Consider the following 18622-nt stretch of genomic DNA (forward strand, 5'->3'; position numbering starts at 1 on the left):
AAAGGCTATTTCAGACTTGGCGTTCCGTCTCGGGGAATGCCGGATACTTGTCAAGCAGTGCCGCGACAATCTTGCCGAAACCCAGCCCAAGTGACGATTTTACCATCAGCGCATCGCCCGGTTGCACCCATTGCAGGGCAAAATCGGCAAGTTCAGCTGTCGTCGGGAACCAGATGACAGTTACACTGTCCGGAAGCGCATCGCGAAGGGCGGCCATCGCCTCCCCCGCCAGCCAGACATGTTCGATACCACCCGCCAGCAGCGGTCCGGCCAGTTCCTCGTGTAGCTGGGCTGAGAATTCGCCCATCTCCAGCATGTCGCCGAGAACGGCAACGCGACGGCCATAACCCTGCGTTTCTGTTTCCGCAAGCACGGCAATCGCCGCCCGCATGGAGGCGGGGTTGGCGTTGTAGCTCTCATCGATCAGCAGGAAGGAGCCGCTTTCAATCGTCAAGCGATGGCGCTGTCCGCGCCCCTTGACTGCCTCGAGCGTTCCGAGCACCTCGAAAGCGCGGTCGAGATTGGCGCCGGTAACGGCTACAGCGCCAAGCACCGCCATGGCGTTGTCGGCAATATGCCTGCCGGGAACGTTCAGGTGCAATTCGCTCGTTTCGCCGTTCAGGATCGCCCAGATGGTCGAGCCCGTGGACGTGCTTTCGAAATCGGCCAGCCGGAAATCGGCCTTGGCATGCTGCCCGAAGGTCAGGATATGCTCGATACCCTGGTCCTGCGCCGCTTCTTCAAGTTGCTCGAACTGGGCGTTGTCACGGTTGAGGATGACGAAGCCGCCCTCCTCCAACCCTTCGAATATCTCCGCCTTGGCGCTCGCGATCTCTTCTATGTTCTTGAAATTGCCCAAATGAGCTGGCGCGATGGTGGTAATGATCGCGACATGCGGACGTACCATCTTGACCAGTGGACGGATTTCGCCGGAGTGGTTCATACCGATTTCGAAAACGCCGAATTCAGTATCGGCGGGCATGCGCGCTAACGTCAGCGGCACACCCCAGTGATTGTTGAAGGACGCCACCGCCGCATGAACCCGGCCCGAAGGCGCCAGAGCCTGCCGCAACATTTCCTTCGTCGTCGTCTTGCCGACAGAACCGGTCACCGCGATGATCCGCGCCGTGGTCCTTTCACGCGCCGCAATGGCGAGCTTGCCAAGCGCCGCGAGGACATCCTCCACGACGATCATGGGCACGGTCAGGCGGCCGAGGGCCGGCAGCTTGCCTTCGGCGACGACCAGCAGGCCCGCACCATTGGCGACAGCAAAACTGGTATAGTCATGGCCGTCGACCCTATCGCCCTTGATGGCGAAAAATGCTTCACCAGCCTTCACAGTCCGGCTGTCGATGGAAATGCCGGTGATACCGGTCGGCAGGTTCCCGACGGGACGCCCTGCCGTGATGGCGATCATGTCGGCGACTGTCCATAACCAATTCAAATCTTCAATCCTTCCAGCGCGGTACGCACCTGTTCATGATCGGAAAACGGCAGCGTCACGGAACCGACGATCTGCCCCTCTTCATGCCCCTTGCCCGCGACGATCAGCGTATCGCCGTTCGAAAGCAGCGACACCGCATGACGGATCGCCTCTGCCCTGTCGCCAATTTCCAACGCACCCGGCGCAGCCGCCATGACTTCGGAACGGATCGTTGCAGCGTCTTCCGAGCGCGGATTGTCGTCGGTAACGATGACGATGTCGGAAAGACGTGTCGCCACTTCGCCCATGATCGGGCGCTTGCCCTTGTCACGGTCGCCGCCGCAGCCGAAGACGGTGATGATGCGGCCGGAGGTGAAGGGCCTGACCGAGGTCAGAACATTTTCAAGCGCATCCGGCTTGTGGGCATAATCCACATAGGCAAGCGCACCGTTCTTCGTCTGGCCCACAAGTTCCAGGCGACCGGCAGCACCGATCAGCTTTTCAAGCGCCTTCATGGCCGTTGGGGCGGAAACGCCGGTGGACATGGCAAGACCGGCGGCGACGAGAGCATTGGCTACCTGAAAATCGCCGGCCAGCGGAATGTCGACTTCGTGGATCACGCCGTCATGGTGCACTTCGATCAGCTGCTTGTGACGGAAATGCTCTACACGCTTCAGCGTTAGATAATCGCCCTTCCGGCCAACGGTGCGCACATTGAGGCCTGCATCCGCGGCGGCGCGAATGGCCTTATCCGACCAAGGGTCGTCGGCAAAAATGACGGCTGGCGCGCCCTTTTCCATCAGCGTGTCAAACAGCCGCATCTTCGCGGCCATATAGTCCTCGATTGTCGGGTGATAATCCATGTGATCACGGCCGAGATTGGTGAAACCGGCCGCAGCGAGCTTCACGCCATCAAGGCGACGCTGGTCGAGGCCGTGGCTCGAAGCTTCCATGGCCGCATGGGTCACGCCTTCGGCAGCAAGCTCGGCGAGAAGCGCATGCAGCGTCACCGGATCCGGTGTGGTAAGCGCGCCATAATCTTCGCGGCCGGGAGCGATGACACCCGTCGTGCCGATCTGGGCGGCGGCATGGCCAGCAAAAGCCCAGATTTGCCGCACGAAGGAGGCAACGGAGGTCTTTCCCGCGGTGCCAGTAACGGCGACCATGGTTTCCGGCTGTTTTCCATAAAAACGGGAAGCGGCGAGCGAAAGGTAGAGGCGCGGGTCAGTGACAGCAAGGACCGGCACATCGGCATCCACCGCATGCCCGGAAACGACGGCAACCGCACCCTTGGCGACCGCGTCCTTCACATAGGCCGCGCCATCCGCCTTGGTTCCCGCAACCGCCACGAACAGGCTGCCGGGCGCAGCCTTGCGGCTGTCTGCGGTAATTCCCCCGATTTCGATTGCCCCTATCTCAGACAGGAGCAATTCATTCAATTCCGGAAACGCCGTCCCGGATATATCTCGCAAATTCATCGACTGTGTCCGTCTTGTCCCCCCGGCGCGATCTCGCCGGAACACCATAAGCTCTAACAATCAATAAGACACGAGCAAGGCCGAGCCATCCTTGCCGAACTTCGGCTTCACGCCCAGCACTGCCGCCGTGCGGCTGATGATATCGTGCACCATCGGCGCAGCCGAGGTGCCTGCAAGTGCCGCGCCATTGCCCTTGTCCGTCTTCGGTTCGTCGATGAAGGAGAGCACCACATATTGCGGGTCGTCCATCGGGAAGGCCGAAAGGAAGGCATTGAAGTTCTTGTCATGCACATAACGCCCATTGACGACCTTGTCAGCCGTACCGGTCTTGCCGCCGACATTGAAACCGTCGACGCGCGCATTACGGCCAGAACCGTTGACACCGTTCCATTCGAAAAGGAAGCGCATATCCTTGCTGGCGCCGGGCTTCAGCACCTGTTTTGCGACCTGATCCGCCTGTTCGCGCGTGCGCGGCAGGAATGTCGGCTCGATCAACTTCCCACCATTGACGAGCGCGGCACCGGCAACTGCTGTCTGCAACGGCGTTGTTGAAACGCCGTGGCCGAATGAAATGGTGATCGAGTTGATCTTCTTCCATTCGCGGGGCTGCGAAGGCAGCGCCACTTCAGGCAGTTCGGTCTGCATGCGCGTCAGAAGGCCAAGCCGCGTCAGGAATTCCTTGTGTCCTTCGGTCCCCACGGTGTCGGCGATTTTTGCCGTACCGATGTTCGACGAATACTGGAAAATTTCCGGCACCGAGAGCATGCGGCCCTTGCCGTGGAAGTCCTTGATAGTGAAGCCACCAATGCGGATCGGATAACGCGCGTCGAACATATCGCCCAGGCGGACGCGACCCGAATCGAGACCCATGGCAATGGTAAAGGATTTAAAGGTGGAGCCCATTTCGAACGTGCCGTTCGACATGCGGTTGAGCCATCCTTCCTTGGCACCTTCTGCCGGGTTGTTCGGATCATAATCCGGCACGGAGGCCATAGCGAGCACTTCGCCGGTATGCACATCCAGAACCACAGCCCCCGCGCCGATCGCCTGGAACTTGGTAATGGCCGAGGTCACGACTTCACGCACGATGGACTGGACGCGTAGATCGATGGAAAGCTTCACCGGCTCCAGCGGCTGATCGCTGGTCATGCCGAGCGCCGTCAGATCGGCCAGTCCCTGGCTGTCGACGTAACGTTCCATTCCGGCAACACCGCGATTGTCGATATTGACGTGACCGACAACATGGGCAGCTGTTGGCCCGCCAGGGTAGAAGCGGCGCTTTTCCGGGCGGAAACCGACACCGGGAATGCCGAGCGCCAGGATCTGGCTCTGCTGCTTCGGCGTCAACTGACGGCGCAGCCACTGAAAGCGCGAATTGGAGGAAAGCTTCTGATAGGTGCCGCGCTGGTCGAGATCTGGCAATACAGTGCGCAGCTTCTCGATGGCTTCGTCGATATCGACGATGCGATGCGGCTCTGCAAACAGCGACACGGTGCGGATATCGGTCGCCAGAACCTCGCCGTTACGATCAAGAAGATCGGGACGCGACGCCATCAGCCGGTCGGCAGGGGCAATGCTCGAAACCGTTTCCTGCTCGGCAAGGCCATATTGCACCAGACGGCCGCCCACGACGCCGTAAAAGGCGATGAAGCCGAAAATGATGAGACCGACGCGGCTTTTCGCCTGGGCCGCCCTCTTCTTGCGAGCGCCCTCGAAAGCAGCATGGTCAGTGTGAATGCCGGTGGTGCTGGCGGAAAAGTGAGCCTTGCTCTTCAGAACCATGACGCGGGAGAGAAAAGACATCAGCGGTCCACCGATCCAGTTATGGTTTCATCCATTTCGCCATCTTCATCGCCTGCGACAGCGGCGACGGCAGGAGCCGGAGCCGCCGTGGGACGGGAAACACGCGCCCGCGGTGTTGGAACAGGAGCGCCATTGGCGGCAATCTGGCCGGCGGGCGGTGATTTCTTCTTGGCAGCTCCCCCCAGCGTAGCGCCCGGCTTGGAGCCGTTGACGGCAGCGGCGATGACATCCGCAACGCTCATGCCTTCCGGCTCGGGCGGCTGCGGCAATTGCGAGCGCAGCATCGGCAATTCGCGCGGCTGCGCCAATTGTGTCGGCAGCGTCGGCGAAAGGCCAAGCTCGTCCTGATAGGCATTCACGAGACGATGAAGGCGGTTCGGCTGCGTCAGCAGTGCCCAGTCTGCCCGCAAAAGATCAATCGTGTCTTTTTCGAGCTTGATTTCGGTCTCGAGCTTGCGGACCTGTTCCAACTTGAGATCGGTCTTGTGCTTGATCGAATAGGTCACCACCGCCGCAGCGACCATGACCCCCATCAACACGACATCGAATGTGCGCAGCATATCAGCCTCCCATCTTTTCAAGGCTGGCGAGATCGGGAAGTTCGAAAATTGAAAAATCTGCCGCCCGGGCAGGTGCCGCCGTGCGCAAGCCGGCGCGCAGCTTGGCCGAACGGGCCCGCGGATTGATCTCCGCCTCCTCGTCGCTTGCAGCGACCATCGGCTTGCCGATATTTTCGAAAATGGCGGGCTTGTCCTCCACCATCGGCAGATGGCGAGAACCCGCCGCCTTTCCGGAACGTTCGGAGAAGAATTTCTTGACGATGCGGTCTTCGAGCGAATGGAACGTGACGACAACCAGCCGGCCGCCGGGCTTCAAAGCCCGCTCGGCAGCAAACAGGGCCTGCGCCAATTCGCCGAGTTCGTCGTTGACGAAAACGCGCAGCGCCTGAAACACCCGTGTTGCGGGATGGATCTTGTCTTTAGCCTTGCGCGGCGTAACGATTTCAATGAGGCCCGCCAGATCGCGCGTGGTGCGGAAGGGCTCTTCCGCCCTCCTCTTTTCAATGGCGCGGGCGATGCGGCCCGGCTGCTTTTCCTCGCCGAGAAAACCGAAGATGCGGATGAGATCGCCGACCTTGGCGCGATTGACGACATCCGCCGCCGAAACGCCGGAGCTGGACATGCGCATGTCGAGAGGACCGTTCTTCTGGAAGGAAAAACCGCGCTCTGCCTCGTCTATCTGCATGGAGGAAACGCCGATATCGAGAACCACGCCGTCAAGACCGCCTTCCGGCGCGTGCCTTGCCAGATCGGAAAATTGCGATTGAATGAGGGTAAGCCTGCCGCCATTTGCAGCAACCATGGCCTGGCCGCCGGCGATCGCGTTCGGATCGCGGTCAAGCGCGATGACATTGGCACCTTGATCGAGAATTGCCTGGGTGTAGCCGCCGGCGCCGAAAGTGCCGTCGAGGATGACCTTGCCAGATGCGGGTTCGAGCGCAGCGATCACTTCGCGAAGCAGGACCGGGATGTGACGCTGAGGTCCCTCACCGGCATCAGAAGATCGCCCGCCAGAATTCGCCGCCATTCCGTGTCCCCGTCCTATGCGGGGCGTGCAGCCGAAAAACCGCGCCCCGCTCTTGCTGCCGCCTGCGCCGCCAAAAACGCCTGCGGTTGCCAAAGCTGAAAATGATCCGCTCGTCCAACGAAGGTGACATCCGTGGATATGCCGGTAAATTCCCGGACGAAATCCGTCACCATCAACCGACCTTCCTGATCGAGCTTCATGAAAACGCCGCCGCCGTGTACCAGCAGCGACATTGCGTTCGCCTCCGGCGAGAAGGCATCCATGGACGCGATCTGCCGCTCGTAGCGCTCCAGCAAATCCGGACCGCCGACACTGATTGCCGGAAACGCGAAATCCTGAAGGCAATAAAGCTCCTGAATCCCACGCTGTGCCAGCACCGAACGAAACGGAGACGGAACCGAAACGCGCCCCTTGGCGTCGATCCTGTTCGTTACGTTCGATAAAAAGCGGTCCATTACTCAACTCGCCAAAACCGCATTCCGCAAAGCGAATCATCCGCCCCACAGACAACACCGGTACGCACGACACATCGCCAAGCGTCAGGGCGACATGCCCTGCAGCAGCCCGTTGCAGGCTCCTCACTCGTTTCAGCGATTGCGGGTCAAAAACACGACCCAGTGTGGTGTGCATTTGGGATACCATGGGACACTATGGGCGTCAATGGGAGAAGCCGGCACGATACCGACTCCGCATCGGAAATTCATAAGCCGTTAAGTTTAACGAATGGTTTACTGCGCGAACTCATGTGCCAGCGGGAACAAATAAAACTTGGGTCGATATGCCATTTTTTTGTTTGCGAAACAGACACTTGGCGACCCTCGCCGAACACGCGCCACTTAAATCGCAAAAGGCGCTCTGATGCTGCCGTGGGAATGCCAGCTTGGTTGGCGTTACGGCTATCTGTGTGATTTAGCGATAGACCAGTTGCAGAGGTTCGATTTGACGCAGAAGCAATGCGCATGTTGCGCTCAGCCAGAACCGTCACTCTCAACAAACAACAACGCCGCGACGCTTGACTTTTTAAACTTTCAATTGATTTTGATTTCTGAAGTTGTGTTTTTCATTGTGAGACAATAATGCCGAATTACGTGGCAGGCTTACCTGCCTTCTTAAGTTATTTTCTGATCGGCCTGCTCTGCCTGGCAACCTTTTCCGCTATTTACACCCGCCTTACTCCCCACCGCGAGGGGGAGTTGATCAAGGCCGGCAACTTTGCCGCCGTCGTCGCTTTTTTGGGGGCACTGATCGGCTTCAGCCTGCCGCTCGCCTCGGCGGCGGCTAATTCCGTCAGCCTCCCCGACTATATCGTCTGGGCAGTGATCGGCCTGCTGGTACAGGTTCTCGCATTCTACATCGCCAAACTCTCCATGACCGACCTGCACCTGAAAATCACCGAGGATAACGTTGCGGCCGGGCTCTGGAGCGGCGGCATCGCTGTGGTCATCGGGATTTTAAACGCAGCCTGCATGGCCTATTGAGGAACAGACATGTATTTGGACGTGACAGAACATCCGCGTCTCGCCCTCGGTACGATTGCCGCAATAGGCCTTTTTATGGCTTTTTCATCGGAGGAAGAGGTTCTTTATACCTCAGTTGAAAAATGCGTTGCCTCCGGTGTCTATCCCAAGGCTTGCCAAGCGGCATCCGAAGACGCCGGCCAACATCACCTCGCCACTGCACCTAAATTTCTCAATATGGTCGCATGTGAAATGGAATACGGCGCGGGAAACTGCTTTGAGCTGAAACAAAATCTCAATTCCACTAACCCCACCGGCATAGGTGTCTTCACACCCTCACCCGCCGGTTTTGTTATGCCTCGGTCCATCGAAAACTTTGCAGACTACAGCAACTATCGCCGCAGGCAGAAAAACAGCGAGTCGGGTTCCAACGGTGCGATGTCGGCCTATCGAAAACGCAACGGCGACCTCGTCATACCGGATGTGACGGCCAGTGAACAGGACCAAGGCGGCGGGGGAATCACGTCAGGAGGAGGCGCGCTAGCGAATGACGTGAAGACGTCCAACGCCAAAACGAACGTCAAGGGCCGTGGTGGATTCGGCGGCCACTCCTTTTCAGGAAGCTGACATGCGCCGCATCACAGTCCCGCCGCGCCCGGATTGGCGCGAGAAAGCCAATGCTGTCGGTTTCTCCTTCCATGAAATGCATGGCGAGCCTTACTGGGTGGACGATGCAGCCTATTGCTTTGGACTGGCTGAAATCGAGCGCGACATCGAAGAACCGAGCCAGATCCTGCACGACATGTGCATGGATCTCGTCGCCGACATCGTACACAGTGAGGAGGCTTTAACCCGTCTTGCCATCCCCCGCGATCACCATGATGTCATTCGAAATTCTTGGCGGCGGTGCGACCGCCACCTGTATGGCCGCTTCGATCTTGCCTATGACGGGCATGGCCCTGCAAAGCTGCTGGAATACAACGCCGACACGCCCACTTCCGTATTCGAAACGGGATATTTCCAATATAACTGGCTGACCGATCAGGTCGCCCTTGGAACGCTCCCGCCGCAAACCGACCAGTTCAACTCGGTTCAGGAAGCTTTGATTGAGGCCTTTGGTCAATTCTCGCGAGACAGGATTTTCCATTTCGCGGCGGTGAGCGACAACGCCGAGGATTGCGGCACGACGATTTATCTCATGGACTGCGCCATTCAGGCGGGCCACCGTGCCCAATTCCTCGATATCAGAGACATCGGCATCGATGCGTGCGGGCGTTATGCTGACCTTCAAAGTCGCGTCATCGAACGCTGCTTCAAGCTTTATCCCTGGGAATACATGTTACGAGAATCCTTTGCCACGCATCTGCCTGCACAAGGCGATATTTTCATCGAGCCGGCCTGGAAAGCCGTGCTGTCGAACAAAGGCCTGCTGCCTTTGCTCTGGCAGCGGCATCCCAATCACCCGAATCTGCTCCCGAGTTTCTTCCCAGATGATCCTGAAATATATGAATTACGGGATTACGTGGTGAAGCCGCTTCTCTCGCGTGAAGGCGAAAATGTCAGCCTTTACCGAAACCGACGCGAAATTTTATCGGCCCCCGGCAATTATGGCCAAGAGGGGTATGTTTTTCAGGCATACGCACCATTGTTCAAGAGCGATTTCGGATACGCCGTGTTAGGAAGCTGGATCGTCGCCGATCGGCCCTGCGGGCTCGGGATTCGCGAGGACGCGTCACCTATCACCGCAAATCTCTCCCGCTACGTTCCCCATATCATCGAGGGCTGATCGCCACCGAAAAAAGCGGCAGGAAAATCGCCAGTTGGCCTGTAAGCCGGGTTCTGTATGGCCCCGGTTTGACCCGGAACGTGGCAGCCATTCATCTGGGACGGCATTTGCATGCCGCCTCTCGCAACCCACCCGGATGACGGGCCCGGAAACCGGCTGTAGACGAAGGCTTTCGCCCGCGCCCCGTGTCATCCCTATTCGGTCTTGCTCCCGGTGGGGTTTACCTTGCCACCACTGTCACCAGCGGCGCGGTGGGCTCTTACCCCACCCTTTCACCCTTACCATGCCAGGCATGGCGGTTTGCTCTCTGTGGCACTTTCCCTGGGGTCGCCCCCGCCGGACGTTATCCGGCACCGTATTTCCGTGGAGCCCGGACTTTCCTCACCTTACCGTCTTTCGACATTGGTAAAGCGCGGCTGCCCAGCCAACTGGCATGGCGTCAATACCCATGTTCTTTGGCGAAAGCCACCGAAAAGCGTAACGGAAGATCAAAGAAATGCAGGCTTGAAATCCGTTGCATAGGCGTCGTTGCCAATTTTTCCATCCCGCAGCAACAGGGCGCCTAACCGCCCGATCTCGTCGGAACTCTTGGCCGCCGTACCGTTGCCGCCAGTCAGAACCGCAATGCGCGGTGACGTCGTAAAGCCGATGGCCGGATAACCGCCCGGCGTTTTGGACACCACGCAGGCGGCCATGGAAATGCGCGACCGGTCGATGGATGGCACCAAGGTCCCGACGATGGCGGAGAGATGGTCGCGAACGCTTTCGCGCCCGCCGGAACGGAACCATGCGCGGATTTCGGGATCGCTATCGAGCTTCTTATCATCGGGATCGCCGCCGATTTTCAGATAGAACCTGCCATCGGGATAACGGACGGGCGGCAGGAGATAGATATGTTTCGTCGTGTCGCGCGGCTCGTAAATCAGCGACGGCATGCCCGCATATTGTCCCAGCTCCGCCTCGTCTACCTCGAAGAAGGCGACGGTGCGCGCATAGACATTGAGAGCGACGGGCTGCGGCAACAAATCCTTCGTGATCGAGAAGCCACCCGCAGCGACCAGCACCCGGTCTGCCGTATAAACCGCACCCGAGGCCGTCTCGACGCGTGCACGGCCAGCCTCTTCCCGCGTCGAGACGACTATATCGTCGATGAGCGTAACGCCGGCTTTGTCTGCCAGAACGCTCTGCGCCTTCACCAGCGCGCGCGGATTGACGTAACCGGCGTTGTCCTTTTCGAACACGCCCTCGCAGCCCGGCTCGAAGGAGAAATAGGGAAAGGCGCTTTTCAGACCTGCATCGTCAAGCATTTCCGTGGAAACCCGCAGACGCGCCGCTGCCTCACAGACGTTGTCGACAAAGGGATTGTCGCCACCGCGTTCAGGCCCAACCATCAGACAGCCGACGGGAGCGTAAAATTCCACGCCGCTCCTTGCCGCGATGTCGGTGTAGCGCGCGATCGAGCGGTTGGCGAGCAGTGCCCAGTCCGCATCACCATCAATGGTGCGGGTAATGCGCGCCTCATCATAATGGCTGGCGAAAACACCCGGATGTGACTTGATGTCGGCAGGTTCACCGGGGCCGATCAGGGCCACACCTTCGGTGTTTTCCGCCAGATGGCGGGCGGCGGCAGCACCCATCATGCCACGACCGACAACGATATATTTGAAATGTCCCGACATGCCGCCCTCTTCGCCTCAACCCGCTCTAGTACAGCTGCGATTTTGTAGCCGCTTCGCTGCTGAATGTCAGATAAAAACCGGCGACATTTCGGCGGCAAAATCACTCTCGGTCAGCTGGCCATCCAGAAGCAGCACCGCACCTAGCCGCCCGATTTCGTCGGAAGACTTGGCGGAAACGAAATTGCCACCGGTCAGAACCGCGATATTGGAAGATTGCGTATAGCCGATATATGGATAACCGCTACGGGTAATGGATGCGACGCAGGAACCAGAGGTCACGGGGCAGCCCGCAAGTTCCGGCATGAGCGATAGCGCCCGCTTCGTCAGGAATTCCACTTCGCCCGGCGTGCCGTCGGAATGAAACCAGCCGACTGCTTCGGCCAGCGTTTCCAGCCTGCCCTTTTCGCTCTCACCGCCGATCTTCAGATAGACCTTGCCGTCGGGGTAACGCACAGGCGGCAGAATATAGACGATATCGTCCTCAGTCTCCGCAAGCACGATGGTCGAGGGCATGGAGCCGAAGAGGGCCTGCCTTGCTTCGTCGAGTTCGAAAAACACGATGGTGCGGCCCGTTGCCGCCATATCGACCGGGGAAGGCAGAAGATCAGCCATGTTGGTGAAACCGCCAGCGGCCACTATGACCTTTTCGGCCGTGTGTACGGCCCCTTCCCTGGTGGAAACTTCCACACCTTGGGAGGTATCGCGAACATGCACCGCCGTCTCGCGGATCAGTCGCGCGCCCTGCGCAGCAGCAATAGTGGATTGCGCCCTCACAAGCGCACGCGGATTGACGTGGCCGGCATTCTGCGCCTCGAAGTAACCGTCGTGATCCGACGGCAGGGAAAACATCGGGAACCGGCCAGCCAGCGCATCGCCGCCGATCGTTTCCACGCCAAGACCAAGGCGGTCAGTCGAGACCAAGGCTCGCGAAACGTAGTCTCCGGCAAGCCCCTTGCCGTTTCCGGTAAACAGACAGCCCGCTTCGGTGAAGAAACGGATGCCGCTTTTTGCTTCGATCTCGGCATAGCGCCGGATGGAGCGTTGCGCCAGCTCCGCCCAGACGGGATCGCCATCGAAACCACGGGTGATGCGCGCCTCGTCATAGTGACTTGAAAACACACCGGTATGGGTCTTGCGATCGGCGGGTTCATCCGGCCCGATCAGCGCCACGCCATCCGTTTGCGCCGAAAGGTGCCTCGCTGCCGCCGCACCCATCATTCCGGCACCGACCACTATATATTTGAAATCCGGCATGTCATGCTCCGCATCAGGTTTGCTCCTGACTACAGCATGAACGCATAAACCGGAATCGATTTTCGTGACGTCCGAAACATGCCGCGCAAGAGCGTGCAGCGGTTTTGCAATAACGAGATGCGATAAAACAAGAACTTAAAGCTTATCGCCAATCTGAAACCTCACGACACGCTTCAGCAAAGGACCTCAGCTGGCCAGAAGCGCCTGGACCTTGCCGCAATAACGCTTGGACACCGGGTTCATGCGGGTGGCGCCATGGCCGGCATTGTAACGCAGGATCGTGCTGCAAACCTCACCGCCGCCAAGCTGGTGGGCGGTTGCCAGATATTGCATGCCCCAGCGAATATTGGTCTCGGGGTCGAAGAGAGCCTTGGTCGTGCCGCGAAAGCCCATCATGCGCGCCGTTGCCGGCTTGATCTGCATCAGCCCGACCTCGCCTGCGCTGCCGCGAGCCCTAGGGTTGAACTTGCTTTCCACAGAAACGACGGCATGGGCCAGATTGGTGGGGACGCCGTAACGCTTGGCATATTTGACGATCAGATCGGAATAGTCGTTCTTGAGCGACGAAGGCAGGCTCTTTTCGGGAACGGGATAACCGGGCGTACGGAAGAAGGTCCCCAGCGTCACGGTTTTGGTCTTGACGTCCTCGTCTTTGGCAAAAGCAATCCCCGCCTGCGAAACGAGCATAGCAACGCCCGCTGCGACAGCAACAAAAACTCTGTTCATCTGTTGAAATAGTCTCCAGATCGGATAACCGGAACAATGAAACGATAAAAACGTCCAGCGCGCGGAAAGTCGATTACGACCTTCTACCGTCCAGTCTCCTTGATTGATATTGACGGCAAGCTCCCCTGAAGAACAGCACCGCGTCCACTGCGGCTCTTAGACTTCCTCAATGCGGATTAACTGTGGCACAACAAAAAAATCGACTTGCGCGACCGGGAAACGGGGAAGGCTTTTCCAGAAACGGCGTTCAAACGGCCGAAAATTTCGGAAGGCTGGCAATCAGCCGATGCAGCGTGTCGATCGTGGAAATATCCGCGATACCATCCACCAGCGCCGGGCGGAAATGCCGCTGAAAGGCGGCCACGGCACCTTCTGTTTTTTCGCAATATGCGCCTGTTATTTCAACGCCATATCCGTAAATGGATAGCATGGACTGGAGTGCTTCCACCGGCTGGCCGTGATCGCCGCGCTGAAAAAAACGTCCGCCGCGGATCGGCGCTGGCTCTACCCAATGACCGACACCGTGCCGCGACAGGATGTCCCATGGGAATTTTTCACCCGGATCAACCTTGCGGATCGGCGCCACATCGGAATGCGCAAGCACCCTTTCAGGGGCGATAGACCACCGCTGGCCGCAATCGCGACACAATTCGATGACGGCAGCTACCTGTTTTTCCGGAAATTCCGGCAGGCCGCCCGGGTGGCCTTGATTGGCGATTTCAATCCCGATGGAGCGGGAATTGATATCCGCCTCCCCCGCCCAGCTGCTTTTGCCCGCATGCCAGGCGCGGCGTGTTTCCGCAACAAGCTGCATGACACGCCCGTCTTCAAAAACGAAATAGTGGCTGGAGACCTGGCTTTCGGGATTGCAGAGCCACGAAAGGGCGCCATCGGCGGTCGTCATGCCGGTATAGTGCAGGAGAATGATATCCGGGCCTGCCACGCCCTGTCTTTCGCCATGGTTGGGAGAAGGCGCAATGGTTGCGCCCCCGAAATCCGGGTTGAAATCCGGCAGAAATTCACTCATGCGACGCGGCGTTCTTTCTCGATGGCCTCATAGGCGGCATTGAGAGCCGCCATACGCTCATTCGCGGCAGCGTGCAATTCCATCGGCACACCGCGCGCGATGAGCTTGTCCGGATGGTGCTCGGCAACCAGCGAACGGTAACGCTTGCGAATATCCAGAAAGTCGTCCGAGGGCGAAACGCCAAGCACGCGATAGGGATCGCGCCCATCCATATGGACGTGCCGTGCCATGATCGTTTCGAAATGATCTTCGGTAATATGGAAGATTTCCGCGATACGGCCGAGGAACGCCAGTTCCCGCTCGTGGATCAAGCCGTCTGCCTTGGCGATGTGGAACAGGCCATCGATGACGCTTTCCAGCATCTCGCAATTGTCATGGCCGGAGCCGCAAAGACCGGCAAGACGCTCGGCATAGGCCTCGTATCCCGCAACGTCCTGGCGTGCGAGATTATAAAGGCGGGCAACGTTTCTGGCTTCTTCTTCAGGAAAATCGAAAATCTGCCGGAAGGCGCGCACTTCGGCATCGTTCACGACACCGTCTGCCTTGGCCATCTTTGCCGACAGCGCGATAATGGCCACGGAAAAAGAAACCTTGCGGCGGGTCTCCGGATCTCCCTCGAAAAGGGTGCGGATCGCCTCTACCACGCGACCGAGCGTGCTGCCTGCCGCGTCACCGATCGCGCCGAGCAGCCGTTCCCACAGGGATGAAATATGCAAACAGGCGAAATCGAACATCATGACGCCAAGCATGACGGCATATCGCCGTGAATGCAATATGCGCGGCGCCGCTGCGGCATTAACTTTTATTCATTTTTGCGACAGTTTTTCTTCAGGAGCAAGGGGGCGGCAAACGGGAGAGCAACGGTTTTCCACAGACGGCGAAGCCTGGTGCAAGGTTGGAGGCGATTGAAACGATTATATTCGGCTTCTTTGCCCAAGCTGCTGAAAAGCCGCGAGAAATCGGCATTTTTCGTGATAAATTCACTTTACACCTACACGTGGCTGTCGCATCCATTTGCCAGACATATCTTTCTATCCAAGCAAAGGAGAGCCACAATGGCCAAACAGAAAGTCGCAATGCTGACCGCAGGTGGCGCTTGCTCCCTGTCTCTCTTCAGCCGTTGGCGGCCTGATCGAGCGTTATAGCGACGTCGCGCCTGATATTGACATTGTGGCCTATCGTTCCGGCTATCAGGGCGTGCTTCTGGGCGACCGGATCGAGATCAACAAGGACATGCGCGAAAAGGCGCATCTGCTGCACCGTTATGGCGGATCGCCGATCGGCAACAGCCGCGTAAAGCTCACCAACGCTGCCGATTGTGCCAAGCGCGGGCTGGTGAAAGAGGGTGAAAATCCGCTGCGCGTTGCCGCCGAACGGCTGGCTGCCGACGGCATCACCATTCTCCACACAATCGGCGGCGACGACACCAACACGACGGCCGCCGACCTTGCCGCCTATCTCGGCGCCAACGGTTACGATCTGACCGTCGTCGGGCTGCCGAAGACCGTGGATAACGACGTGGTTCCGATCAGGCAGTCGCTCGGCGCATGGACCGCGGCCGAAGTGGGCGCTTCCTTCTTCGACAATGTCAGCAACGAGCAGAGTGCTGCGCCGAAGACCTTTGTCATCCACGAAGTCATGGGCCGCCATTGCGGCTGGCTGACGGCTGCGACCGCCCGCGCCTACATCCAGAAGACCAACGGCAATGAATATGTCGAAGGACTGATGATGAACACGCAGATGAAGAACATAGACGGCATCTACCTGCCGGAAATGGCGTTTGACATCGAAGCGGAAGCCGAACGGCTGAAGGCGATCATGGACAAACACGGCTACGTCACGTTGTTCGTTTCCGAAGGTGCGGGGCTCGATTCCATCGTTGCCGAACGCGAAGCCGCCGGTGAAGCCGTCAAGCGCGATGCCTTCGGCCATGTGAAGATCGACACCATCAATGTCGGCGGCTGGTTCCAGAAGCAATTCGCCGGCCTCATCGGCGCCGAACGCTCCATGGTCCAGAAATCCGGTTACTTCGCCCGCTCCGCTCCCGCCAATGGCGATGATCTGCGCCTCATCCAGGGCATGGTCGATCTTGCCGTCGAAAGCGCGCTGAACAAGGTTTCGGGCGTCACCGGCCACGACGAAGACCAAAAGGGTAAATTGCGGACCATCGAGTTTCCGCGTATCAAGGGCGGAAAGCATTTCGACCTGTCTGCAAAATGGTTTACCGAAGTGATGGAACACGTCGGTCAACCGTTCACAGCGGCCTAATTTTACGATAGGCTGGAGAAAGCGGCGACAGGGAGGGCAAGGAGGAAGAGAATGTCTGGACAGGCGTGGCTGGTTTTTTGTGCAGCATGTGCCGTTGTGTTCGCACTTCCCTCTCCCCTTGTATTCTCTGTCGCCTCCTATGCTGCTATCCGCGGCAGAAAAACGGTGTTTGCCTCCGTCACTGGCGGCTCGCTTGGCATCGTCACAGCCATGACGATATCTGCGATTCCAGCGGCTGGCCTTGCCTATCTGCCGCATGCCTTTGTGGAAATCGTTCAGTGGACGGGTATCGGCTGGCTGATTCTTTTCCTGTTATGGACCTTTGCCACCCCCGCCGCCCAGGCAGCCAATGCAGACAATGACAATCTGCCCGGCAAATCATCCAGCGGCATTTTCCGTGATTGCTACGCCATTGCAGCGTTGCGTCCGCGCTATTTCATGTTCTTCCTGGCACTGTTGCCGCAATTCGTTTCCACCTCCGGCAATGCGGTCGAAACGCTGGCCGTAGCGCAGGCAGCAATCCTGTTGCTGGCACTTGGCATTCTGGCAGCGCAGGCACTCTTCGCCGGCTCCACGCTGGCACTGGTGCGCCGCATGTCCGGCAACAAAAAAATCCGGCCGAAATACCGCACTCACTTCATTTCTGGCCGTGCCGTCAGCGCCGGATACCGCCGCATCGCCGCCTGAAAAACCACGACGCCACGTCCCGGCTTGCCGCTATCCTTACAATAGGTTAATGAAGGCTCGATGGGACACTGCCTGCTTCGCTCGACGCGGGGGTATCGACAGACAGGCATAACGAAGGCGGCAACATGCGAAATTCGGCAAAATTCCGCGGAAGAAGCGCACTTCTTCTGTCTTCCACGGTGGGCCTTGCACTGGCTTTGGCCGGATGTACCAGCGTCGAATATGCCGCAAAGGAAGGGCCGAACGGCCCGAAAATAGCTGCAGTCAACCAAACCGCACCGGCACAAGCCTCCGCACAGTCGGAAACGGCTGGTACCCCGGCTGATACCGCCGCACCGGCAGCACATGCCACTGAAGTGGCAGCCTCTTCCCAGCCCGAATCGCTTCCAACCGTCGCCGCCGTCAAGGGTGGCCGCGTGGCGCTGCCGCCGGCTGCCGAAATTGCAGCTGCAGTGGCAAGTCCAACCCAGATGCAGCCGCAGCAACAACAGACAGAGGTCGCGCAGGCAACAGTAACGACAGCCGCGCCGACGACGGCTGCGGCTCTTGCACCGCACGCCGCAACGCCGGCAGCCGCAGCGATCGAAACCGCAAGTGCCGCCGCGAAACCGGCGGCCCACAACTCTGCCGCCGACCTGCCGCAGGTGGTTGCCGTCAAGGGCAGCTTCCCGCCCGCACCGCCGCCGCCCGGAACGCCGTCGATCGGTACCGAACTGACCGCGGAACGGAAAGTCATTCCCCTGCCGAAGCCGGACAGCACGGTTCTGGCCTATGCGGCCGGTCCGACCAACGCCGCCCTTGCCGCTATCCGGCAGAACGAAACGATGACGGCGCCGTACAAATCCGCGCCGGCCGGACGTGAAAAGCTGAGCGGGCTTATTTCGAAATACGCTGTCATGTATAATGTGCCGGAAGATCTGGTGCATCGCGTGGTGCAGCGTGAAAGCAGATACAATCCCGGCGCCTATAATGGCGGCCACTTCGGCCTGATGCAGATCAAGCACGCCACGGCCCGCTCCATGGGCTTTGATGGTCCCGCCTCTGGCCTGTTCGATGCCGAAACCAACCTCAAATATGCCGTCAAATATCTGAGCGGCGCCTGGCTTGTTGCCGACAACAACCGGGACAATGCTGTCAGGCTTTATGCACGCGGTTATTATTACGACGCCAAGCGCAAGGGCATGCTGCACGTTCTGCGAAAGTAAGCCTTTGAGCAGCGCCGGGACTGCAATGCAGCAAAGCAGCTTTTCTTAAAAACGTCGAGCACGTCACTTTCGTCTCCTCGGGCTTGTCCCTGGGATCTGCAAGCTTTTGATTTTACGATATGTGGTTGGATCCTCTGTACAAGCCCGAGGACGACGTCACATCCAAATCTAAGCTTGAGACCTGAGTTGGTTTCACACCGCCTTTTCGATTCGTTACGTCGGCCCACAACCCCTGTCATCAA

At 58.8% G+C, this 18622-nt stretch carries 16 protein-coding genes, 1 other RNA gene and 1 pseudogene; 6 read left to right on the plus strand and 12 right to left on the minus strand.

Translation table 11 applies throughout. The features are described from left to right. Positions 1–10: 10 nt before the first annotated feature. The 6 genes from RBH71_RS22480 to mraZ are packed head-to-tail and all read right to left on the minus strand — an operon-like array spanning position 11 to position 6746. Positions 11–1444, minus strand: a complete 1434-nt coding sequence (locus RBH71_RS22480) for a UDP-N-acetylmuramoylalanyl-D-glutamyl-2,6-diaminopimelate--D-alanyl-D-alanine ligase (protein WP_003513227.1) — start codon at positions 1442–1444, stop codon at positions 11–13. Then, complete coding sequence (locus RBH71_RS22485) at positions 1441–2901, minus strand: UDP-N-acetylmuramoyl-L-alanyl-D-glutamate--2,6-diaminopimelate ligase (RefSeq protein ID WP_003513228.1); 1461 nt, start codon at positions 2899–2901, stop codon at positions 1441–1443. The genes RBH71_RS22480 and RBH71_RS22485 overlap by 4 nt, the downstream gene beginning before the upstream one ends. Positions 2902–2961: 60 nt before the next feature. After that, positions 2962–4704 (minus strand): peptidoglycan D,D-transpeptidase FtsI family protein, encoded by a 1743-nt coding sequence (locus RBH71_RS22490; protein ID WP_003513230.1) that lies wholly within the window; start codon positions 4702–4704, stop codon positions 2962–2964. Continuing rightward, a complete protein-coding gene (gene ftsL / locus RBH71_RS22495; RefSeq protein WP_003513232.1) occupies positions 4704–5264 on the minus strand; it encodes a cell division protein FtsL in 561 nt (186 codons plus the stop codon). Before ftsL ends, RBH71_RS22490 begins: the two co-directional genes overlap by 1 nt. A 1-nt stretch (position 5265) precedes the next feature. Beyond that, positions 5266–6291 (minus strand): 16S rRNA (cytosine(1402)-N(4))-methyltransferase RsmH, encoded by a 1026-nt coding sequence (rsmH, locus tag RBH71_RS22500; RefSeq protein WP_013636514.1) that lies wholly within the window; start codon positions 6289–6291, stop codon positions 5266–5268. A 14-nt stretch (positions 6292–6305) separates the two neighbouring features. Continuing rightward, complete coding sequence (mraZ, locus tag RBH71_RS22505) at positions 6306–6746, minus strand: division/cell wall cluster transcriptional repressor MraZ (protein ID WP_003513235.1); 441 nt, start codon at positions 6744–6746, stop codon at positions 6306–6308. A gap of 621 nt (positions 6747–7367) precedes the next feature. Here mraZ and RBH71_RS22510 point away from each other — a divergent pair. Genes RBH71_RS22510 through RBH71_RS22520 form a run of 3 tightly spaced genes read left to right on the plus strand, consistent with a single transcriptional unit; the run spans position 7368 to position 9534 of the window. Next, positions 7368–7769: a DUF350 domain-containing protein gene (locus RBH71_RS22510; protein ID WP_003513245.1), complete on the plus strand. Its 402-nt coding sequence runs from the start codon at positions 7368–7370 to the stop codon at positions 7767–7769. Positions 7770–7778: 9 nt separating this feature from the next. Further along, positions 7779–8375 (plus strand): DUF1190 domain-containing protein, encoded by a 597-nt coding sequence (locus RBH71_RS22515; protein ID WP_003513247.1) that lies wholly within the window; start codon positions 7779–7781, stop codon positions 8373–8375. Position 8376: 1 nt separating this feature from the next. Next, a complete protein-coding gene (locus RBH71_RS22520) occupies positions 8377–9534 on the plus strand; it encodes a glutathionylspermidine synthase family protein (RefSeq protein WP_003513255.1) in 1158 nt (385 codons plus the stop codon). A gap of 26 nt (positions 9535–9560) precedes the next feature. Here the strand turns inward: RBH71_RS22520 and rnpB are convergent. The 6 genes from rnpB to RBH71_RS22550 form a co-directional block, all read right to left on the minus strand. After that, positions 9561–9966: RNase P RNA component class A (gene rnpB / locus RBH71_RS22525), an RNA gene on the minus strand. Positions 9967–10022: 56 nt separating this feature from the next. Next, on the minus strand, positions 10023–11213 hold the full coding sequence (locus tag RBH71_RS22530) for an FAD-dependent oxidoreductase (protein ID WP_003513256.1): 1191 nt from the start codon (positions 11211–11213) through the stop codon (positions 10023–10025). 66 nt (positions 11214–11279) lie between these two features. After that, positions 11280–12467 carry an NAD(P)/FAD-dependent oxidoreductase gene (locus RBH71_RS22535; RefSeq protein ID WP_003513257.1) on the minus strand — a complete coding sequence of 396 codons (1188 nt, stop codon included), beginning with the start codon at positions 12465–12467 and terminating at the stop codon, positions 11280–11282. A gap of 186 nt (positions 12468–12653) precedes the next feature. Next, positions 12654–13193: a lytic transglycosylase domain-containing protein gene (locus tag RBH71_RS22540; protein ID WP_003513258.1), complete on the minus strand. Its 540-nt coding sequence runs from the start codon at positions 13191–13193 to the stop codon at positions 12654–12656. A 247-nt stretch (positions 13194–13440) separates the two neighbouring features. Beyond that, the gene (locus RBH71_RS22545; protein ID WP_003513260.1) at positions 13441–14220 is read right to left on the minus strand and encodes an N-acetylmuramoyl-L-alanine amidase; all 780 of its coding nucleotides are present in this window, start codon (positions 14218–14220) and stop codon (positions 13441–13443) included. Next, the gene (locus RBH71_RS22550; RefSeq protein WP_013636520.1) at positions 14217–14957 is read right to left on the minus strand and encodes a J domain-containing protein; all 741 of its coding nucleotides are present in this window, start codon (positions 14955–14957) and stop codon (positions 14217–14219) included. Before RBH71_RS22550 ends, RBH71_RS22545 begins: the two co-directional genes overlap by 4 nt. A 318-nt stretch (positions 14958–15275) precedes the next feature. Here RBH71_RS22550 and RBH71_RS22555 point away from each other — a divergent pair. The 3 genes and pseudogenes from RBH71_RS22555 (at position 15276) to RBH71_RS22565 (ending at position 18380) form a co-directional block, all read left to right on the plus strand. Further along, positions 15276–16488 (plus strand): annotated as a pseudogene (locus RBH71_RS22555) (pyrophosphate--fructose-6-phosphate 1-phosphotransferase). A gap of 51 nt (positions 16489–16539) precedes the next feature. Further along, positions 16540–17175 carry a LysE family translocator gene (locus RBH71_RS22560; RefSeq protein ID WP_003513266.1) on the plus strand — a complete coding sequence of 212 codons (636 nt, stop codon included), beginning with the start codon at positions 16540–16542 and terminating at the stop codon, positions 17173–17175. A gap of 125 nt (positions 17176–17300) precedes the next feature. Further along, positions 17301–18380 carry a lytic transglycosylase domain-containing protein gene (locus tag RBH71_RS22565; RefSeq protein WP_003513268.1) on the plus strand — a complete coding sequence of 360 codons (1080 nt, stop codon included), beginning with the start codon at positions 17301–17303 and terminating at the stop codon, positions 18378–18380. Positions 18381–18622: the final 242 nt, after the last annotated feature.

Origin of the sequence: Rhizobium sp. AN68, assembly GCF_030758035.1 — a bacterium.
GTDB classification, from domain to species: Bacteria; Pseudomonadota; Alphaproteobacteria; order Rhizobiales; family Rhizobiaceae; genus Agrobacterium; species Agrobacterium tumefaciens.

Bases quoted from the DNA above. Each gene is read 5' to 3' on its own strand.
- RBH71_RS22485 (WP_003513228.1), bottom strand. From the start codon at position 2,901: ATGAATTTGCGAGATATATCCGGGACGGCGTTTCCGGAATTGAATGAA.
- RBH71_RS22515 (WP_003513247.1), top strand. From the start codon at position 7,779: ATGTATTTGGACGTGACAGAACATCCGCGTCTCGCCCTCGGTACGATT.
- RBH71_RS22545 (WP_003513260.1), bottom strand. From the start codon at position 14,220: ATGAGTGAATTTCTGCCGGATTTCAACCCGGATTTCGGGGGCGCAACC.
- ftsL (WP_003513232.1), bottom strand. From the start codon at position 5,264: ATGCTGCGCACATTCGATGTCGTGTTGATGGGGGTCATGGTCGCTGCG.
- mraZ (WP_003513235.1), bottom strand. From the start codon at position 6,746: ATGGACCGCTTTTTATCGAACGTAACGAACAGGATCGACGCCAAGGGG.
- RBH71_RS22560 (WP_003513266.1), top strand. From the start codon at position 16,540: ATGTCTGGACAGGCGTGGCTGGTTTTTTGTGCAGCATGTGCCGTTGTG.
- RBH71_RS22510 (WP_003513245.1), top strand. From the start codon at position 7,368: ATGCCGAATTACGTGGCAGGCTTACCTGCCTTCTTAAGTTATTTTCTG.
- RBH71_RS22490 (WP_003513230.1), bottom strand. From the start codon at position 4,704: ATGTCTTTTCTCTCCCGCGTCATGGTTCTGAAGAGCAAGGCTCACTTT.
- RBH71_RS22540 (WP_003513258.1), bottom strand. From the start codon at position 13,193: ATGAACAGAGTTTTTGTTGCTGTCGCAGCGGGCGTTGCTATGCTCGTT.
- RBH71_RS22520 (WP_003513255.1), top strand. From the start codon at position 8,377: ATGCGCCGCATCACAGTCCCGCCGCGCCCGGATTGGCGCGAGAAAGCC.
- RBH71_RS22565 (WP_003513268.1), top strand. From the start codon at position 17,301: ATGCGAAATTCGGCAAAATTCCGCGGAAGAAGCGCACTTCTTCTGTCT.
- rsmH (WP_013636514.1), bottom strand. From the start codon at position 6,291: ATGGCGGCGAATTCTGGCGGGCGATCTTCTGATGCCGGTGAGGGACCT.
- RBH71_RS22550 (WP_013636520.1), bottom strand. From the start codon at position 14,957: ATGATGTTCGATTTCGCCTGTTTGCATATTTCATCCCTGTGGGAACGG.
- RBH71_RS22535 (WP_003513257.1), bottom strand. From the start codon at position 12,467: ATGCCGGATTTCAAATATATAGTGGTCGGTGCCGGAATGATGGGTGCG.
- RBH71_RS22530 (WP_003513256.1), bottom strand. From the start codon at position 11,213: ATGTCGGGACATTTCAAATATATCGTTGTCGGTCGTGGCATGATGGGT.